The 17,134-nt window shown below is 64.7% G+C and carries 20 protein-coding genes; 19 read left to right on the plus strand and 1 reads right to left on the minus strand.

All coding sequences use genetic code 11. The annotated features are described in order from the left end of the window. The first annotated feature begins 1 nt into the window (after window position 1). The 4 genes from U5A65_RS03640 to U5A65_RS03655 are packed head-to-tail and all read left to right on the plus strand — an operon-like array spanning window position 2 to window position 2,638. Window positions 2–1,069, plus strand: coding sequence for a maleylacetate reductase (locus U5A65_RS03640; protein ID WP_321945502.1), 1,068 nt, complete (start codon window positions 2–4; stop codon window positions 1,067–1,069). A 40-nt stretch (window positions 1,070–1,109) separates the two neighbouring features. Further along, entirely contained in the window at window positions 1,110–1,982 is an 873-nt protein-coding gene (locus tag U5A65_RS03645; RefSeq protein ID WP_321945503.1) for an intradiol ring-cleavage dioxygenase, read from the plus strand. Next, window positions 1,979–2,299 carry a YciI family protein gene (locus U5A65_RS03650; RefSeq protein ID WP_321945504.1) on the plus strand — a complete coding sequence of 107 codons (321 nt, stop codon included), beginning with the start codon at window positions 1,979–1,981 and terminating at the stop codon, window positions 2,297–2,299. Before U5A65_RS03645 ends, U5A65_RS03650 begins: the two co-directional genes overlap by 4 nt. A 3-nt stretch (window positions 2,300–2,302) precedes the next feature. Continuing rightward, complete coding sequence (locus tag U5A65_RS03655) at window positions 2,303–2,638, plus strand: Rieske (2Fe-2S) protein (protein WP_321934631.1); 336 nt, start codon at window positions 2,303–2,305, stop codon at window positions 2,636–2,638. 31 nt (window positions 2,639–2,669) lie between these two features. On the opposite strand, the gene U5A65_RS03660 is transcribed toward U5A65_RS03655, so the two are convergent. Next, on the minus strand, window positions 2,670–3,119 hold the full coding sequence (locus U5A65_RS03660; protein WP_321945505.1) for an ester cyclase: 450 nt from the start codon (window positions 3,117–3,119) through the stop codon (window positions 2,670–2,672). Between the two features lie 243 nt (window positions 3,120–3,362). Between U5A65_RS03660 and U5A65_RS03665 the strand changes: the two genes are divergently transcribed. The 15 genes from U5A65_RS03665 to U5A65_RS03735 all read left to right on the plus strand — a co-directional run bounded on the left by U5A65_RS03665 (window position 3,363) and on the right by U5A65_RS03735 (window position 17,123). Beyond that, window positions 3,363–4,088 carry a 2OG-Fe(II) oxygenase gene (locus tag U5A65_RS03665; RefSeq protein WP_321945506.1) on the plus strand — a complete coding sequence of 242 codons (726 nt, stop codon included), beginning with the start codon at window positions 3,363–3,365 and terminating at the stop codon, window positions 4,086–4,088. Between the two features lie 27 nt (window positions 4,089–4,115). After that, window positions 4,116–4,667 (plus strand): methylated-DNA--[protein]-cysteine S-methyltransferase, encoded by a 552-nt coding sequence (locus tag U5A65_RS03670; protein ID WP_321945507.1) that lies wholly within the window; start codon window positions 4,116–4,118, stop codon window positions 4,665–4,667. Window position 4,668: 1 nt separating this feature from the next. Then, complete coding sequence (locus U5A65_RS03675) at window positions 4,669–5,397, plus strand: 2OG-Fe(II) oxygenase (RefSeq protein WP_321908144.1); 729 nt, start codon at window positions 4,669–4,671, stop codon at window positions 5,395–5,397. Window positions 5,398–5,684: 287 nt separating this feature from the next. Further along, complete coding sequence (locus tag U5A65_RS03680; RefSeq protein ID WP_321908143.1) at window positions 5,685–6,395, plus strand: DUF969 domain-containing protein; 711 nt, start codon at window positions 5,685–5,687, stop codon at window positions 6,393–6,395. Next, window positions 6,392–7,342, plus strand: a complete 951-nt coding sequence (locus U5A65_RS03685) for a DUF979 domain-containing protein (protein ID WP_321908142.1) — start codon at window positions 6,392–6,394, stop codon at window positions 7,340–7,342. Before U5A65_RS03680 ends, U5A65_RS03685 begins: the two co-directional genes overlap by 4 nt. Window positions 7,343–7,352: 10 nt before the next feature. Then, on the plus strand, window positions 7,353–8,363 hold the full coding sequence (locus U5A65_RS03690) for a DUF2891 domain-containing protein (protein WP_321945508.1): 1,011 nt from the start codon (window positions 7,353–7,355) through the stop codon (window positions 8,361–8,363). Window positions 8,364–8,526: 163 nt separating this feature from the next. Continuing rightward, a complete protein-coding gene (locus U5A65_RS03695) occupies window positions 8,527–8,967 on the plus strand; it encodes a CBS domain-containing protein (protein ID WP_321908138.1) in 441 nt (146 codons plus the stop codon). A 238-nt stretch (window positions 8,968–9,205) separates the two neighbouring features. After that, entirely contained in the window at window positions 9,206–10,771 is a 1,566-nt protein-coding gene (locus tag U5A65_RS03700; RefSeq protein ID WP_321945509.1) for a methyl-accepting chemotaxis protein, read from the plus strand. Window positions 10,772–10,868: 97 nt separating this feature from the next. Beyond that, the gene (locus U5A65_RS03705; protein WP_321908135.1) at window positions 10,869–11,267 is read left to right on the plus strand and encodes a VOC family protein; all 399 of its coding nucleotides are present in this window, start codon (window positions 10,869–10,871) and stop codon (window positions 11,265–11,267) included. A gap of 169 nt (window positions 11,268–11,436) precedes the next feature. After that, a complete protein-coding gene (locus tag U5A65_RS03710; protein WP_321945510.1) occupies window positions 11,437–11,688 on the plus strand; it encodes a hypothetical protein in 252 nt (83 codons plus the stop codon). Window positions 11,689–11,721: 33 nt separating this feature from the next. Then, entirely contained in the window at window positions 11,722–12,168 is a 447-nt protein-coding gene (locus tag U5A65_RS03715) for a lipocalin-like domain-containing protein (RefSeq protein ID WP_321945511.1), read from the plus strand. A gap of 260 nt (window positions 12,169–12,428) precedes the next feature. After that, window positions 12,429–13,694, plus strand: a complete 1,266-nt coding sequence (locus U5A65_RS03720; RefSeq protein ID WP_321908132.1) for an ABC transporter substrate-binding protein — start codon at window positions 12,429–12,431, stop codon at window positions 13,692–13,694. 88 nt (window positions 13,695–13,782) lie between these two features. After that, complete coding sequence (locus U5A65_RS03725; RefSeq protein ID WP_321908130.1) at window positions 13,783–14,658, plus strand: branched-chain amino acid ABC transporter permease; 876 nt, start codon at window positions 13,783–13,785, stop codon at window positions 14,656–14,658. Window positions 14,659–14,679: 21 nt separating this feature from the next. Next, window positions 14,680–15,606, plus strand: coding sequence for a branched-chain amino acid ABC transporter permease (locus U5A65_RS03730; RefSeq protein ID WP_321934640.1), 927 nt, complete (start codon window positions 14,680–14,682; stop codon window positions 15,604–15,606). Beyond that, window positions 15,603–17,123, plus strand: coding sequence for an ATP-binding cassette domain-containing protein (locus U5A65_RS03735; protein ID WP_321945512.1), 1,521 nt, complete (start codon window positions 15,603–15,605; stop codon window positions 17,121–17,123). Before U5A65_RS03730 ends, U5A65_RS03735 begins: the two co-directional genes overlap by 4 nt. Window positions 17,124–17,134: the final 11 nt, after the last annotated feature.

Raw genomic sequence — 17,134 nt, forward strand, 5'->3', positions numbered from 1 at the left:
TATGGATCGCTTCGTCTATCAGGGCTTGCCGTCGCGCGTGGTGTTCGGCTGGGGCAACCTCGCGCGCTTGCCCGAGGAAGTGGACCGGCTAGGCGCGCGCCGCGCGTTGATCCTCTCGACGCCCGAGCAGCGTCCGCTCGCGGAAGAAGTCGCGCGCCTGCTTGGCGAGCGCGCCGCCGGCGTCCACGCGCAAGCGGTCATGCACGTGCCGGTGGAAGTCGCGCGGGCCGCACGCGAACAGGCGGCGGCGCTGGACGCGCAGTGCTGCGTGGCCGTGGGCGGCGGCTCGACCATCGGCCTTGGCAAGGCCATCGCGCTCGAATCGTCGCTGCCGATCGTCGCTGTGCCCACTACCTATGCGGGCTCGGAGATGACACCCATCTACGGCCTCACCGAAGGGCGCCTGAAAAAGACCGGGCGCGACCTGCGCGTCCTGCCGCGCACGGTGATCTACGACCCGTCGCTCACGGTCTCGCTGCCGGCCGGTATTTCGGCGGCCTCGGGTGTGAACGCCATGGCGCATGCGGTAGAAGCGCTCTATGCCGAGGACGCGAACCCGGTAATCAGCCTGATGGCCGAGGAATCGATTCGCGCGCTGGGTGAAGCGCTGCCGGTTGTCGTGCGTCGCCCGGACGACGCGCCGATGCGCAGTCGCGCGCTCTACGGCGCGTGGCTCGCGGGCACTTGTCTCGGCGCGGTGGGCATGGCGCTGCATCACAAGCTCTGCCACACGCTAGGCGGCACCTTCAACCTGCCGCACGCGCAAACGCACGCGGTCATGCTGCCGCATACGGCGCACTACAACCACGCGGCTGCGCCACAGGCCATCGAGCGCGTGGCGCGGGCGCTCGGCGGCGCGCATGCGGACGAAGCCGGTCCGCGGCTCTACGCATTGAACGAATCGCTTGGCATTGCACTGTCGCTCAAGGAAATCGGCATGCCCGAAGCAGGCCTCGACGAAGCCGCCGATCTCGCATGTACGAATGCCTATCCCAATCCGCGTCCGCTGGAGCGCGAGGCGATCCGCGCGCTGCTGCAACGGGCGTGGGAAGGCGCGGCGCCGCGCTAGCCGCGCGCGTGGCGCACAAAACAGAGGAAAGGAGACAACCATGTCGATGCATGGCACCGAGGCCGAACGCGCCTTGACCGAACAGGTCGTGGCCCGGTTCGCGAACACACCCGACGGGCGCCTGCGCACGCTGATGCAAAGCCTCGTGCGGCATTTGCATGCTTACGTGCGTGAAGTCGAGCCGACCGAGGCGGAGTGGTTTGCCGCGATCCGCTTCCTGACCGAAACCGGCCAGATGTGCGACGACGTCGTGCGCCAGGAATTCATCCTGCTTTCCGACACGCTTGGCGTGTCGATGCTCGTCGACGCGATCAATCACCGCTACGCTTCCGGTGCGACTGATACGACCGTGTTCGGCCCGTTCTATATCGACGGCATGCCGGAACGCGCCTATGGCGAGAACATGGCGTTCACCCCGGGCACGCCGGCGCTCGTGCATGGCCGCGTGCTGACGACCGACGGCAAGCCCGTGGCGAACGCGCTGCTCGACGTGTGGCAGACGGCGGACAACGGCATGTACTCGGGGCAGGACACCGCGCAGCCGCACGGCAACCTGCGCGGCCGTTATCGCACCGACGCCGAAGGCCGCTACGCGATCCGCACCATCGTGCCGGTGTGCTACCCGATTCCGACCGACGGTCCGGTGGGCCGCATGCTCAACGCCACCGGGCGGCATCCGTGGCGACCCGCGCATCTGCACTTCATGATTACGGCGCCGGACCACAGCACGCTCGTGACACACCTGTTCAACCAGAACGACCCGTATCTGGACTCGGATGCCGTGTTCGGCGTGAAGCCCTCGCTGCTCGTGGACTATCGCGAGCACGTGGTGGGCGACGCGACCGCGCAGCAGTTTGGCTTCGAGCGCGGCTTTCGCGAGGCGCGCTACGACTTCGTGCTGGAGCGCGCATGAGACCACACACGCGCTACTACGCGGTATTCGCCACCGACAAGCCCGGCATGCGCGAAGTGCGCGAGCGCGAGCGCGCGGGGCATCGCACGTATCTGCGCGCCGCCGCGCAGCGCGGCGTGTTCGTGAGGCTGGGCGGTTCGACGCTCGCGCCGCATTGCAACGCGCTCAACGGCACGCTGCTCGTGATCGAGGCGGAAGGATACGACGACGTAGTGCGCTTCGTGCGCGACGATCCCTATACGCTGGCGGGTTTGTTCGAACGTGTCGAGATTCGCCCGTGGGACTGGAATCTTGGCAATCCTGAGCAACGAGTGTGAGTCATGCAGACGGTGAGCCTGTGTTGCCTCGACGATGTGCCCGATGGCGGCGCGCGCGTGATCGACGCCGCGCTGGCAGGGCGGCCGGTCGTCGTCGTGCGGCGTGCCGGCGAAGTGTGGGCGTACGCAAACCGCTGCCCGCACTTCTCGGTGCCGCTCGACTACGAGCCAGGCCGTGTGCCAACGTATCGCGCGCAAGTGATCATGTGCGCGCATCATAGTGCGTTGTTTCGCTTTGAAGACGGGCAGTGCATCGAAGGTCCGTGCGCAGGCGCGAAGCTCGATGCGATTCCCGTGTGGCTCGATGCGCACTCCAACGTCGTGACGCAGTGCGCATGAGCCGCCCAGGTACGCGCCGTTAGCGGCGCAGTCAGGCCGGCTTGATGAGCCCGAGCTGTGTGAGCGCCGTTACGCCGTCGTCCAGTCCGATCTCTTCCACGATCTTTCCGTTCTTCAGGCGCAACACCGTCGTGCCGGTGAAATGCATCTTGCGGCCGCTCGCCGCCGGCAACGCTCCCGCGAGAAAGTCCCCGAACGCCGGGCCCGAATGCGTGCCGCCGCCTTCCCACTGACCCACGACGAATTCGCCCTCGGCGATGAGGTCGGCTGCACCCCAGAAGTTCAGATTGGGGAACGCCGTGCGAAAGCCGCTCATGAACGCCTTGATGTCCTCGCGGCCGCGGCGCGGCTCGTGCAGCGAATACTTGAGCAGCATGTCCGGCGCGGCCAGTTCGTCGACGATATCCAGGTGGCAGGTTTCGCCCCAGAAACTCGTGAACCAGCGGCCAACGATCGCCTTGTTGTCCTCTTGCATCGACATGTTCGACTCCTTGCTGATTTCGATTCATGGTGAAGCGGGATTGCTTCGCCTGAAACGCACAATATCGAGCAGCAACCCGAGCAGATACCCGTTTCTTGCCGTGACGTTCGAGCGCGATTCACGTGGCGGCGCGCGCGGAATTAGAGCGCAACATTCGGATCGGAACACGTGTTGCGTCGGCGTATCGTAGGCCCGTATACGATGTCGGCGAGAATAGCCGTCGCGACATGAGGAAACGGAGCGATGAAAACCGCAGCCATGAGGGCGGACAAGCCGGAATCCGGCACTTACGATTGGGTCGAGATCGAGCGATCGCTCGATGCGCACGGTTACGCCGTTTTGCCCCGTGTGCTCAGGCCCGTGCAGTGCACGCAACTCGCCGCGCTATACCCGAGCGACGATGGCTTCCGCTCGCGCATCGTGATGGCGCGTCACAACTTCGGGCGCGGGGAATACAAGTATTTTTCGTATCCACTGCCGTCGTTGTTGCAGCGGTTGCGGCAGGCGATCTATCCGCACCTCGCGCCTATCGCCAATCGATGGAACAAGCGACTGGGGATCGACACGCAGTATCCGGCCAACCTCGATACGTTTCTCGACCAATGCCACCGCGCAGGCCAGACACGCCCAACGCCGCTCATCCTCGAATACGGCCCAGGCGACTACAACTGCCTGCACCAGGATCTCTACGGCGAACATGTGTTTCCGCTGCAGATGGCGATGCTGCTCTCGCGGCCCGGCGTTGACTTCGAGGGCGGCGAGTTCGTGATGACGCAGAGCGCTTCGAACGGCCAATGTGCGGAAGTGATATCGCTTGAGCAGGGCGACGCGGTGCTGTTCACCGTCAACCAGCGGCCGGCGGCGAACCGGCGCGGCGGTACGCGCAAGGTCGCCATGCGCCACGGCGTGAGCGTGGTGCGCAGTGGGAAGCGTCATACCGTCGGCCTGATTTTTCACGATTCACGTTAGTGCGCGCAGAACGCGAAGGACTGCATCATGCAATTGTTTCTTGGCCATATCGAGTCGCCGCCTGGCGATCTCATGCTGGTGAGCGATGCGCAGCACCGGTTGCACGCGCTCGAATTCTCCGATCACCGCTCGCGCCTGCATCGTGGTTTGCGCGAACGTTACGGCAGCGCCGAATTGATCGACGCTGCCGCGCCGTCTTTGATAACGGACGCCATGGCGCGCTATTTCTCCGGCGAATTGGGCGCGCTCGATGCGCTACCGGTCGTCATGGCGGGTTCGGATCTGGAAGAAAAGGTCTGGGCCGCGTTGCGTCGCATTCCGGCTGGCACGACCACGAGCTACGGCAAGCTCGCGAAAGCGCTGGGATTCGACGATCCGCGCGCGGCAATCGACATCGGTGCGGCGAATGGCGCGAATCCCATCGCGATCGTCGTGCCGTGCCATCGCGTGATTGCCAGCAACGGCGAGTTGAAAGGCTACGCGTGGGGCCTTCATCGCAAGCGTTGGCTGCTCGAACACGAGAAGGCGATTCCCGCTACGCGCGAAGTTCCGCGAACGGCAACACTCCCGGGGTTTTGACATGATCGACGCAATGGATTGGCGTGCGATCGCCGCGCAACTGGATAGCGAAGGTTATGCGGCACTGCCTCGACTCTTTGGCGCGGACGAAGCCCGTGTGCTTGCGCGCGAGGCCAGCGCATCGAGCGCATTGCGCCGCGTGTCGCTCGATTCGCTCGATCTCGGTTGCGGCGATCTGCTGTATTTCGACGCCGCTTTGCCGCAGCCTTGGGCGCATTGGCGTGCGGACCTCTATCGCCAACTAGCGCCTCTCGCGAATCGCTGGAACGAGATCCTTGGCATGCCTTATCGATTTCCGATTGAACTGACTGCATTTCTCGAGCACAACCGGCGAGCAGGGCAAACGCAGTCGCAATCGCATTTGAATCAACTGCGCGCCGACGACTATCTGGCGCTGCATCAACGCAGCGAAGGAGAGCATGTCTTTCCGCTGCAAGTGGTCGCCTTGCTCGCGGCGCCGGGGAAAGACTTCACGGGCGGCGAACTGGTGTTGACGGAGCAGCGCCCGCGCATGCAGTCGCGCCCGACAGTCGTTCCGCTTGGCCTGGGCGACGCGGCGATCATCGCCACGGCCCAGCGGCCATTCAAAGGCAGCAGCGGTTACTACCGTGTGAACCTTCGGCACGCCATCAGCCGGGTGCGCAGCGGCGAGCGCATCGGCTTTGAGTTGTCGTTCCACGACGCGCCGCAAGCGGCAAACGGTCAACACGCCTTCGATCTGGATACCTGACGCATCCCATGCGGTCGCGCTGAGACGCGCACAGGCACTCCGATCCATCATATGCAGATGCAACTAACCGCCTAGTCCGCCCGCCCCGGACCAGCGCCGCCCTGCGGCGGCCTCACTCCGCTTCCAGATAGCGCATTTGGCCCAGGGACTTCCCCTAAAAAGACTTTATCGACTATTTGTCGATAAATTGTCGTGATAGATTCCTGGCCTGAATCGGGCGCAACGGGGAAGCGCGCCCGCGCGGCCGGCGTCACGAGTCCGGCGCAAAGACACAAGGCGGAGGAGAGATGCTGGTTCTGATAGGGGTGCCGATCGTGGTGATCGGCTTTGCATTGCGCCTGAACGCGCTGCTCGTCGTGACCGCGGCGGGTATTGCAACGGGGCTTGCGGGCGGCCTGCATACGGTCGAGATCGTCAGCGCTTTCGGCAAGGCGTTTGCCGATAACCGCTACATGGGCCTTGTCTGGCTCACGTTGCCCGTGATCGCGCTGCTCGAGCGCAACGGCCTGCGCGAGCAGGCAAAAAACCTCATTTCGCGCGTGCACGCCGCCACCACCGGCCGCGTGCTGATGCTCTACTTCGTGATCCGCCAGATCACGGCCGCACTCGGCCTCACGTCGCTGGGCGGCCACGCGCAGATGGTGCGTCCGCTCATCGCGCCCATGGCCGAAGGTGCCGCCACGCAGCGTTACGGCGACGTACCCGACGCGGTGCGCCAACAGATCCGCGCGAACGCCTCGGCCGTTGACAACATCGCCGTGTTCTTCGGCGAAGACATCTTCATCGCGATCCAGTCGATCCTGCTCATCAAGGGCTTTCTGGAGCAGAACGGCATCATCGTTCAGCCGCTGCAAGTCTCGGTCTGGGCGATTCCCACCGCGTTCGCGGCGCTCCTCATTCACTGCGTGCGCCTGAAGCTGCTCGATCACAATCTCTCGCGGCGCCTCGGCGCGGCCAATGCGCCGGGCGCAGCAAGCCGCCAGGGAGCCGCATCGTGATCAAGCTCGAATCGCTTTATATCGTCGCGGGTCTGATGTTCGCGTCGTTCGCCCTCTTTAACCTGCTCGACCGCGCGAACCCGCGCCGTGTCGTCAACTTCGTGTTCTGGGGCGTCTATGCCGTGACGTTCCTGTTCGGCGGCGTGCTGCCGCATTTCGTGATGGGCTGCCTTGCCATCGCGCTCGCCTTGATCGCGGGCTCCGGCAAGCTCGGCCGCAGCCCCGCGGGCAATGACAACGCCACGGCCCAGGCGCGCCGCGAACAAGGGGCGGGGCGCTTCGGCAGCCGGCTCTTCATTCCCGCGCTGCTGATTCCCGTGATCACGCTCGTCGGCACGCTCACGCTCAAGTACGCGCCCTTCGTCGAGGCGAAGAACGTCACGCTGATCTCGCTCGTAATCGCCACGCTCGTGGCCTTCGGCGCGGCGCTCGTCATGTTGCGCGATTCGCCCGTGCACGCGCTCAAGGGCGCACGGCACACCATGGACGCCGTGGGCTGGGCCGCCATCCTGCCGCAGATGCTCGCGGCGCTCGGCGCGCTGTTCGCGGCGGCGGGCGTGGGCCACGTGGTGTCCGAACTCGTCACGAACTGGATTCCGCAAAACTCGGCGTTCGCGGTCGTGGCCGCCTACACTTTCGGCATGGCCCTCTTCACGATGATCATGGGCAACGCCTTTGCGGCCTTTCCGGTGATGACCGCGGGCATCGGCCTGCCGTTGATCGTGCATCAGTTCCACGGCAACCCCGCGATTCTCGGCGCGATCGGCATGCTCTCGGGCTTCTGCGGCACGCTCATGACGCCCATGGCCGCGAACTTCAACATCGTCCCGGCAGCGCTGCTCGAATTGAGCGACAAGAACGGCGTGATCAAGGCGCAATGGCCGACCGCCGTGCTGCTTCTCGTCGTCAACACGCTGCTGATGTACGCCTTCGTTTTCCGGTTCTGACGAGTTCACGATGACCCCACACCTCACCGCCGCCCACGCCTCGAAGTTCGCCTCGCTCGCGCTCGCCCACCTCACGCGCGAGTATCCGAACAAGCTGACGCACTCGCTCGAAGGCCCGCAGGACGTGCAGGGCCCGCGCGCGCTGCACCCGGTGTTTTATGGCAGCTACGACTGGCATTCGTGCGTGCACGGCTACTGGCTCGTGCTGCATCTGCTGGAGCGCTTTCCCGACTTGCCCGAGGCGGCGCAGATCGTCGCCGTGGTCGACGAGCACTTCACGCCGGAGAAAATGGCGGGCGAAATGGCCTACCTCACGCTCGCGCACAACCGCGGCTTCGAGCGGCCTTATGGCTGGGCGTGGCTGCTGGCGCTCGCGGCGCAGGTCGACGCGCTGAAACTGCCGCAGGCCGCGCGCTGGAAGGCGGCGCTGGCGCCGCTCACCGAGTGGTTCGTCGAGCGCTTCGAGGAGTTTCTGCCGAAGGCGACGTATCCGCTGCGCGTGGGCACGCACTTCAACACGGCGTTCGCGCTCACGCTCGCGTATGACTTCGCGAAGGCCACGTCGCGCCCGGCGTTGGTGACGCTGATTGAAGACACGGCTACGCGCTGGCACGCGAACGACGCGGGCTGCCAGGCGTGGGAACCGGGCGGCGATGAATTCCTCTCGCCCGCACTGAGCGTCGCCTTGCTGATGAGCCGCGTACTGCGCGCGCCGCAGTTCGAGCCGTGGTTCACGCGCTTCTTGCCCAATCTCGCGGCGCAAGATCCCGCCACGCTCTTTACGCCGGCGACCGTGACGGACCGCAGCGACGGCAAGATCGCCCACCTCGACGGGCTCAACCTGAGCCGCGCGTGGTGCCAGCGCTCGCTCGCACGCGCACTGCCCGCCGGCGACGCTCGCGTTGCTGTGCTCAACGATGCCGCGCAAGTGCATCTGGCCAGCGCGCTCGACCACGTGGCCGGCGACTATATGGGTGAGCACTGGCTCGCCACCTTCGCGACGCTCGCGCTCGAAGCATGACAAACGCGTGAAACCTGTGGGGCGCGCCCCTTTCCAGACTGAAGATTTCCGCGCGCGCGGTCGATATAACGGGCTGAAGCCCCGAGCCGCCGCCGGAATCCGCAGTCCATTGCGCAGGGCATAGACTGGCTCGGGACGTCGAACCCACTCAGGTCTGGAAGGTATGCAAGTAGAGAAATTCATGACGAGCCGTGTCGTCACCGTCGGTTTCGACGAGACGCTCGCAACGGTGCGCGAGATCTTCACGGAGGCGAGCTTTCACCATCTGCTCGTGGTCGAAGACGGCAAGCTGCAAGGCGTCGTCTCCGACCGCGACCTGCTGCGCGCAATCAGCCCGTTCATCGACAGCGTGGTCGAATCCGCGCGCGACCTCGGCACGCTTAACAAGCGCGTGCACCAGATCATGAGCCGGAAGCCGCTTACGCTGCGGCCCGAGTCGACCCTTTCCGAAGCTGTGGCCCTCTTTCTCGCCAACAAGATTTCGTGCATTCCCATCGTCGATGCCGAATTCCGGCCCGTGGGCATCGTGAGCTGGCGCGACGTGCTGCGCTATCTCGTGCCGATGGACGAGGGCGAGGCGGGCGGGGAAGCGGTCAGCGCGTGATGCGCATTGACTCGCAGGCATCCCGTATTTCGGTCTGTAATACGAAGTGTTGCTAACGGTCGTACTTCTTTGCGGCGAACCATAAAGTTCGCAACCTCTCCTGCCGTTGTTATGTACTGGACGCTTAAACAGCCCGCACGACCGGGCTGCACTGGGTAAGCGCGCCGGAACATTCGATGAAAACGACTGGGACACGCGTGGCCTCCAGTGCTGCGCGCCCCACGGAGAGAGACCAGGAATGCTTCACAAGCTGTCAATACGCGCCAGCCTGACGCTGATGATCGCCTTCTTCGGCATCGTCCTGATTGGCGGGGCCGCCACAGGACTGCTGTCGATGCGAGCGGGCAACGAGTCGCTGCGCACGATGTACACCGTCGATACGCCGGCCGTCGCGGACCTCGAAGGCAGTGCCGGCCAGCTGCTGCGTTTGCGCCTCGCGCTCGCCACCAACGCCTCGCTTTCCGAACTCGGCGACCACGACGCCGCCGACGCGGTGCTCAAACGCTACGACCAGTACCTGAAGAACTCGAACGAGCGTCTTGACCACTATCTGTCGATTGCGAGCGGCGAAGGCGAGGCGCAGGATCTCATCGCCGACATGCAGGCCAAGCGCAACAGCTTCCTGCGCGACGGCGTCGAACCGGCGCTCGCGGCGCTCAAGGCCGGCGACAAGACCGCGTTCCAGGAAATGCAGGGCCACAAGCTGCCGTCGCTCTACGGCAGCTACGAAAAGGCGATGCTCGTGCTCGAGAAGCGCCAGATCGACCTCGGCGCGCAGCGCTACCAGGAAGCGCAGGACCGTTTCAATGCAGTGAGCATCGCCGTGGCCGTGGGCATGGTGCTCTCGTTGCTGCTCGCATGGATTGGCCGCGCCGCGCTCATGCGCGCGATCGTGCATCCCGTCGACGCCGCTATCGCGCAGTTCCAGCGTATCGCCGCGGGCGATCTGAGCGGCACGGTCGAGGCGACGAGCAACAACGAAATGGGCCGCCTGCAGGCTGCATTGCGGCAGATGCAGGATGCGCTCATCAAGACGGTCAGCAGCGTGCGCGAAGGCGCGCTGTCGATCGACAAGGGCGTGAGCGAGATTGCCGCGGGCAACACGGATCTTTCGCAGCGCACCGAGGAGCAGGCCGCCTCGCTCGAACAAACGGCTGCGAGCATCGAGGAACTGACCTCCACCGTCAAGCAGACCGCCGAAAACGCCCGCCAGGCCAGCACGCTCGCCGAGGGCGCTTCCGGTCTCGCGGCACAGGGCGGTGCGCTCTCGCGCGAAGTGGTCGGCACGATGCAGGACATCGTGGGCGACTCGCGGCGCGTGGGCGAGATCGTCGGTGTGATCGAGGCCATTGCGTTCCAGACCAACATTCTCGCGCTGAACGCGGCCGTGGAAGCGGCGCGCGCGGGCGAGGAAGGGCGCGGCTTCGCGGTGGTGGCGAGCGAAGTGCGCTCGCTCGCGCAGCGCAGCGCCGCGGCGGCCAAGGAGATCAAGGAGCTGATCGAGTCGTCGACGTCGCGCGTGGAAACCGGCGCGGGCCTCGTCGAGCGCTCGGGCTCGACGATGAGCGAGATCGTCGAGGCGATCGCGCGCGTGAGCGCGATCATGAACGAGATCGCATCGGCGGCGGCGGAGCAGAGCACGGGCATCGATCAGGTCAACATCGCCGTTGGCCAGATGGACCTCGTGACCCAGCAGAACGCGGCACTCGTTGAGCAGGCAACGGCCGCGGCTTCGTCGCTCGAAAACGAAGCGCACCGGCTCAATGCCGCGGTTTCGGTGTTCCGCACCGGGCGCACGGGGTAACACGCACGAAGGCGCACGAACGCGCACGAACGCGCACGCTGCATGGTGTGAATCGCCGGTTATAGTCATGCATTGACGACTGCGGACCTCGGACACCATGCAGCTTCTCGATCACGTTTCGATCGGCGTTCCCGATCTCGATGCAGCGCGCCACTTTTACGACGCGATCATGAACGCGCTGGGCGCGCTCAAGGTCTATGACCGCCCTGGCGCGCTTGGCTACGGCGAGCGGTGCGACGCCGCCGAAACGCAATCGTCCTATCTTTCCGTCTATCTGGACTCCAGTGCCATCGTGCCGAACAAGCGGCACTGGTGCTTCAAGGCCGCTTCGCGCGCTCAGGTCGATGCGTTCCATGCAGCCGGTTGCGCGGCGGGCGGCCGCTCCGATGGCGAGCCGGGCTTGCGGCCGCACTATCACGCCGACTATTACGCTGCCTTTCTTGTCGATCCGGCCGGCAACCGCGTCGAGGCGGTGTGCCATTTGGCACCCGCCTGACGTTTCGTAACGCGCTATATGCGCAAATCCACCGTCATTGAAACTTCGCAATCCTTCTCGATCCGGGTTGACCCGGAACGAGGCGAGGCCGCAATGCGGTTGCCAAACGCCCTTCCAAACGCCGATCATTGACGCAGCGGCGCAAACGCGATTCGTAGGAGAAGGGAAAATGTCAGGCACGGGAAAATACTGGTTTCGCGCCAAACGCTATGGCTGGGGGTGGGGACTTCCGCTCACCTGGCAGGGTTGGGCGGCGCTAGCTGTGTATGTGCTGTCGATCTGTTTGATTGCTGTTTTTTTTGAACCGCACCGGCATGCGTTCGCGTTCGCGGGGCTCGTGATACTCGCCTCGCTCGCGCTTTGCGCGGTGTGCTGGTTCAAGGGCGAGCCGCCTCGCTGGCGGTGGGGCAAGCAGCGCTAGCGCGCTGCCCAGGTTGTGCTGAAGGGGAACGCAATGGCACAAGCACAGCAAACCGGCAGCGCTGCGCTGCTGGGCACATGGAAGCTGCAATCTTTCACGACCGAAGATCTGGACACCGGAGAAAAGACCGAGTTGTTCGGCTCACACCCAGGCGGCTATCTCAACTACAGCGCCGACAAGCGGATGTACGCGATTGTGGTCGACAAGCACCGCAACGCGCCCGCCGACCTCGTGCCCACCGACGCCGATCGCATTGCGCTGTTCAACGGCTTATGCGCTTACGCGGGGACGTGGAGCATCGAGGGCGACCTCGTGAGTCACCATGTCGACACTTCGTGGAATGAATCATGGACGGGGACGATTCAGTTGCGCCGTTTCAGAATCGACGGCAACAACCTGTACCTCACGACGCCGCCCGCCCGCAATCCGGTCACGGGCAAGGAATGCATTTCAGAGCTGGCGTGGGTGAAGGTCGAATAGACGGCACGTTCAACTGTCGTATACGTGAAGATCGCAATCATCGACGTGAGGCATGCGCGAGGTGTTGCGCGTCGCGTTCGCAGCCGCGCGGGGCGGCGCATTTTTTTGCCGCTTTGCACCATGAAAGCTGCACGTTACCTGTCATCGTTTTTACCGATTGAGCGCGCAAAGGCTGGTGATACTGTTGTGGGCGCATTCTTCAAAGCTGCAATGTGGCGGGCAGATGTTCCTCAACGATCCAGGCGAATCGGAGATGCAGGATGTCCAATAACGGCGTGTGGCGAAACCTTTATCGCGTAGCGGCGACGGGTATGGTGGCAGCAGGGCTGGGCCTCGCGGCCGGCGCGCATGCCGCGGGCGACCCGATCAAGATCGGTGTGATCAGTGAGGAGTCCGCAGTGGCGGGCGCCTCGATCAGCAAGGCGGCACAACTCGCCGCGGACGAGATCAACGCGAGCGGCGGCGTGGATGGCCGCCCTATCCAGATCATCGCGTATGACGACCACTCGTCGGCCTCCGACGGCGTGCGCGCATTCCAGCGCGCAGCGACCCAGGACAAGGTGGTCGCCGTGATCGGCAGCTATATCAGCGAAGTGGCGCTCGCCATGGAGCCGTGGTCGGCGCGGCTGAAAATGCCCTTTGTTACGCCGGGCGCCGCGAGCAACGACATTTCGAAGCACGTTCACGACGACTACGACAACTACAAGTACACGTTCCATGGCTGGATGACGTCGGCTTTCATTGCGCAGTCGATCTGCGACTTTTCGCACGATATTCTCGTCGGCCAGTTCAAGATGAAGTCGACGGTCGTGATGAGCGAGGACGCGGCGTGGACCAAGCCGCTCGATGAGCGCTTCATGGAATGCCTGCCCAAGGCCGGTCTCCAGGTGCTCGATCATATCCGCTTCAATCCGGATACTTCGGACTTCACACCAATCTTCAACCAGATCGAGGCGAAGCACCCCGACACGATCACCACGGGCATCAGCCATGTGGGTGTGCAGCCAACCGTGCAATGGCACGACCAGCAGGTGCCGATCCCGATGTCGGGTCAAAGCTCGCAGGCCACGACCACGAGCTTCTGGAAGGACACGAACGGCGCGACCGAAGGCGTGATCACGGCTTCCGCTGCGGCTCCGGGCGTGGCAATTACGCCGAAGACGGTGCCCTTCGCGGATGCGTATCAGAAGAAGTTCGGCGTCTCGCCAGCGTATTGCGGCTTCTCGACGTATGACCTCGTCCACATCATTGCGGATGCGATCAAGCGCAACAAAGGCTCGACCGATCCGGACCAGATGGTCGCCGCGCTCGAGAAAACCGACTATGTAGGCACGATCGGGCGCTGGCAGTTCTACGGCAAGAACGACCAGTTCACGCACGCGCTCAAGTACGGCCCGGGCTATATCACCGGCATCAACCTGCAGTGGCAGGACGGCAAGCAGATTGCGATCTGGCCGAAGTCCGTCGCGAACGGCAAGGTCAAGTTCCCGACCTTCATCAAGATCCAGCAGGCCAGCGCGAACTAGCTTCGTAGTGCGTCGCGTAGTGCGGTCCAACGCCCAGGCGTCGGGCCGCGCTGCGCATCCAGCGACCCACCCAAATGAAAGGCCGGTCATGCTGCTCCTGCAGATTCTCATCGACGGCTTTGCCATCAGCTCGCTCTACGCGCTCGGCGCCATCGGCTTTACGCTGATTTTCGGCGTCTCGGGCATATTGAATCTCGCACACGGCGGCGTGATGCTCGTCGCGGCGTTGATGGGCTGGATGCTTGCGGGCGAAGCCGGCCTCGGCACCTACCTCGGCACGCTGCTCGGCGTGGTCGCCGGACTCGTCGCGGCCTACGTCACCTACCTGATGGTGGTGCGGCCCATTCAGCGCTCCGCCGCCATTCCGAACGAAGAGAAGGAAATCTTCGTGCTCACCGGCACGCTGCTGTGGGGCATCATGATCCAGCAGGGCATGGCCTGGCTCTTCACCGACAATCCTGTGACGATGCGACCGCTCATCAGCGGCGTGGCGATGATAGGCAGCGTGCGCGTGCCGTTCAACGAGATCATGATCGCCGTGGTCTGCTGGGCCGTGATCGGCCTGTTGTGGCTGTTCGTGAACCGCACGCGCGCGGGCAAGGCGCTGCTCGCGGCCTCGATGAATCCGCGCGGCCTCACGCTGCTCGGCTTCGAACTCTCGCGCATCTATCTGCTCGCGTGGACCATTTACGGCGTGCTGGCGGGCATTGCGGGCGTGCTGCTCGCTTCGTTCCTCGGCGTGAGCACGAACAACGCCGGGCAGCTCACCGCGAGCGCGTTCTCCATCGTCGTGCTGGGTGGCCTCGGCAGCGTTTCCGGGTCGCTGATGGCCGCATATGTCGTGGGCTATCTGGAGACCGTCACCGCGTACCTCGTTGCGCCGACGCTGCGGCCGCTGCCCGCGCTGCTGCTGCTGGTGCTCGTCGTGTATGTGCGGCCCCAGGGTTTCCTGGGCCGCCGCTAACCGAACGCAGGGAGCATCGACATGTCCGGTCTTCTTCGTTCGCGTGGGATCTGGGTGGCCGTGTTGCTCGCCGTTGCGGCGGCCACGCTGCCGTGGTGGATGTCGGGCTATATCCTCGGCGTGCTCACGGTCGCGTATTACTTCGGCGTGTTTGCCATGTCGTGGGACCTGCTGTTCGGTTTTGCCGGCGAGGTGAATTTCGGCCCCACGTTTCTGATCGGCCTCGGCGCCTATTCCGCGGCGATCATCGACGCTCATTGGGGCATGCCGATACCCGTTTGCGTGATCGCGGGCGGCCTCGTCGCGCTGGTGGGCGGGCTGCTGCTCGCGGTGCCCGCGCTGCGGCTGCGCGGTCCGTACTTCGGTCTCGTCACGCTCGTGGCGGTGCTGCTGCTGCAGAACGCCATTGTGATCTTCGCGGGCGTGACGGGCGGCGAGATCGGCATGATGGTGCCCGACGTGATGTCCGTCGACGCCAACCACAACTACTGGATCGCGCTGGCGTTTCTGGTGGTGTGCGCGATCCTGCTGTTCGGCCTCTCGCGCTCGGCAATCGGCCTCATCTTGCAGGCGAGCGGCCAGGACGCCACCGGCGCGCAGGCGCTGGGCTTCAACGTTACGCGGCACAAGCTCGTGGCCTTTTGCATCAGTGCCGTGTTTTCGGGTGTGGCCGGCGCGATGCTGGTGTTCTATCAAGGCACGGCTTCCGTGAGCACGGTGGTGGATTTGAGTGTGGGCGTGCAGATCATCATCGCGGCCGTGCTCGGCGGCCGGCGCACGATACTCGGCGCGGTGCTCGGATCGATCTTCCTGATCGTGGCCGGCGAATTTCTGCGCCCGCTCGGTCAGCTCAATACGTTCGTCGTCGCGGCAGTCGCGCTCGCCGCGCTGCTGTTCTTTCCGGACGGCTTGCTCGGCAACCTGCTGCGCGCGAGGGAACGCCAATGAACGACACGCCGCTGCTCTCAGTTCGCGGGTTGACCAAGCGCTTCGGCGGTCTCGTCGCGGTGAAGGACATTGGCTTCGACATCCGGCCCGGCGAGATACTGGGCCTGATCGGACCCAACGGCTCCGGCAAGTCGACCGTGATGAAGCTCATCATGGGCATCGAGCGGCCCAACGCGGGCTCGGTCAAGGTGAACGGCGTGGAGATGGCCGGCTGGGCGCCGCACCGCATCGCGCGTGCGGGCGTGGGCATCGTGTTCCAGCATTCACGGCCGCTGCATCGGCAAACGGTGCTGGAGCACATCAAGCTCGCGCTGCTGCCCGATTCGCTGGTGAAGCTGGCGGCAGAACCGCACGTGCATCAGCGCGCGCAGGAAATTGCCGCGCGCGTGGGCCTTGCCGCCGTCATGCACCGGCATCCCGCCACGCTGCCTTTCGCCGACCTGCGCCGCATGGAAATGGCGAAAGCGATTGCGCGCGACCCGAAGGTCGTGCTCGTCGACGAGCCGTTCGCAGGACTCACGGTCGCGGAGTCGGAGGCCTTCTCCGAGCTGATACGCGGTTTTCGCGCGGAGGGCCGCGCGGTGCTGCTGGTCGATCACAATGTGAAGAGCCTCTCCGCGCTGGCCGACCGCGTGCTCGCCATGTACCTGGGCGAGCACGTCGCCGAAGGCACGGCCGAAGCGGTGATGCAAAACGAAACGGTGCGCCGCGTGTATCTGGGCGGCAAGCTCGAATTGCGCCAGCGTGCGAGCGTCGCGGGCGAGGCGAAGCGCGCCATTCTCGAGGTCTCGGACGTGCGCGTGCTGTACGGCAAGGCATGTGCGCTCGACGGTGTGAGCCTCCACGTTCGCGAGGGCGAGTTCGTCTCGGTGGTCGGCCTCAACGGCGCGGGCAAGACCACGCTGTTCAACGCGCTCTCGGGCCTCCTGCCGTACAAAGGGGCGATCCGCTTCGACGGGCGCGACCTGAAGGGCATGAGCGGGGCGGCCGTCTCACGCGCGGGCCTCGTGCAATGCCCGGAAACGCGCGAGCTGTTCGGCGACATGACGGTGCGCGAGAATCTCGAACTCGGCGGCTATCATCTTTCGGACGAAGTGCGCAAACAGCAGCTCACCTGGCTCTTCGACCTTTTTCCCATTCTCAAGTCGCGCCAGGGGCAAACCGCGCGCACGCTCTCGGGCGGCGAGCAGCAAATGCTGGCCATTGCGCGTGCGCTCATGCCCCAGCCCAAGCTGCTGATTCTCGACGAGCCGACGCTCGGGCTTGCGCCCGTGATCCTCGAACAGTTGTCGAAGGCGCTCGATGCGCTGCAGCAGTCCACGCCCATTACCGTGTTGTTAGGCGAGCAGAACGTTCGCTTCGCCCTGCCGCACGCGGACCGCGTTTATGTGCTGGAGCACGCGCGCATTATCTGGGAGGGCAGCGCTTCGCGTTTCGAAGCGGAGATGGGCCGCGGTTTTCTCGAAGCCGTGCCCACGAGCGATCCTCAGGCACTGACCTCGGGCGCTGCGCGTTGAGGACCAACCCA

The sequence above is a fragment of the Paraburkholderia sp. J10-1 genome (assembly GCF_905220165.1).
Classification (GTDB): domain Bacteria; phylum Pseudomonadota; class Gammaproteobacteria; order Burkholderiales; family Burkholderiaceae; genus Paraburkholderia.

Excerpts from the sequence above, each read along its gene's own strand:
- U5A65_RS03640 (WP_321945502.1), top strand. The coding sequence starts at position 2 with ATGGATCGCTTCGTCTATCAGGGCTTGCCGTCGCGCGTGGTGTTCGGC.
- U5A65_RS03645 (WP_321945503.1), top strand. The coding sequence starts at position 1,110 with ATGTCGATGCATGGCACCGAGGCCGAACGCGCCTTGACCGAACAGGTC.
- U5A65_RS03650 (WP_321945504.1), top strand. The coding sequence starts at position 1,979 with ATGAGACCACACACGCGCTACTACGCGGTATTCGCCACCGACAAGCCC.
- U5A65_RS03655 (WP_321934631.1), top strand. The coding sequence starts at position 2,303 with ATGCAGACGGTGAGCCTGTGTTGCCTCGACGATGTGCCCGATGGCGGC.
- U5A65_RS03660 (WP_321945505.1), bottom strand. The coding sequence starts at position 3,119 with ATGTCGATGCAAGAGGACAACAAGGCGATCGTTGGCCGCTGGTTCACG.
- U5A65_RS03665 (WP_321945506.1), top strand. The coding sequence starts at position 3,363 with ATGAAAACCGCAGCCATGAGGGCGGACAAGCCGGAATCCGGCACTTAC.
- U5A65_RS03670 (WP_321945507.1), top strand. The coding sequence starts at position 4,116 with ATGCAATTGTTTCTTGGCCATATCGAGTCGCCGCCTGGCGATCTCATG.
- U5A65_RS03675 (WP_321908144.1), top strand. The coding sequence starts at position 4,669 with ATGATCGACGCAATGGATTGGCGTGCGATCGCCGCGCAACTGGATAGC.
- U5A65_RS03680 (WP_321908143.1), top strand. The coding sequence starts at position 5,685 with ATGCTGGTTCTGATAGGGGTGCCGATCGTGGTGATCGGCTTTGCATTG.
- U5A65_RS03690 (WP_321945508.1), top strand. The coding sequence starts at position 7,353 with ATGACCCCACACCTCACCGCCGCCCACGCCTCGAAGTTCGCCTCGCTC.
- U5A65_RS03695 (WP_321908138.1), top strand. The coding sequence starts at position 8,527 with ATGCAAGTAGAGAAATTCATGACGAGCCGTGTCGTCACCGTCGGTTTC.
- U5A65_RS03700 (WP_321945509.1), top strand. The coding sequence starts at position 9,206 with ATGCTTCACAAGCTGTCAATACGCGCCAGCCTGACGCTGATGATCGCC.
- U5A65_RS03705 (WP_321908135.1), top strand. The coding sequence starts at position 10,869 with ATGCAGCTTCTCGATCACGTTTCGATCGGCGTTCCCGATCTCGATGCA.
- U5A65_RS03710 (WP_321945510.1), top strand. The coding sequence starts at position 11,437 with ATGTCAGGCACGGGAAAATACTGGTTTCGCGCCAAACGCTATGGCTGG.
- U5A65_RS03715 (WP_321945511.1), top strand. The coding sequence starts at position 11,722 with ATGGCACAAGCACAGCAAACCGGCAGCGCTGCGCTGCTGGGCACATGG.
- U5A65_RS03720 (WP_321908132.1), top strand. The coding sequence starts at position 12,429 with ATGTCCAATAACGGCGTGTGGCGAAACCTTTATCGCGTAGCGGCGACG.
- U5A65_RS03725 (WP_321908130.1), top strand. The coding sequence starts at position 13,783 with ATGCTGCTCCTGCAGATTCTCATCGACGGCTTTGCCATCAGCTCGCTC.
- U5A65_RS03730 (WP_321934640.1), top strand. The coding sequence starts at position 14,680 with ATGTCCGGTCTTCTTCGTTCGCGTGGGATCTGGGTGGCCGTGTTGCTC.
- U5A65_RS03735 (WP_321945512.1), top strand. The coding sequence starts at position 15,603 with ATGAACGACACGCCGCTGCTCTCAGTTCGCGGGTTGACCAAGCGCTTC.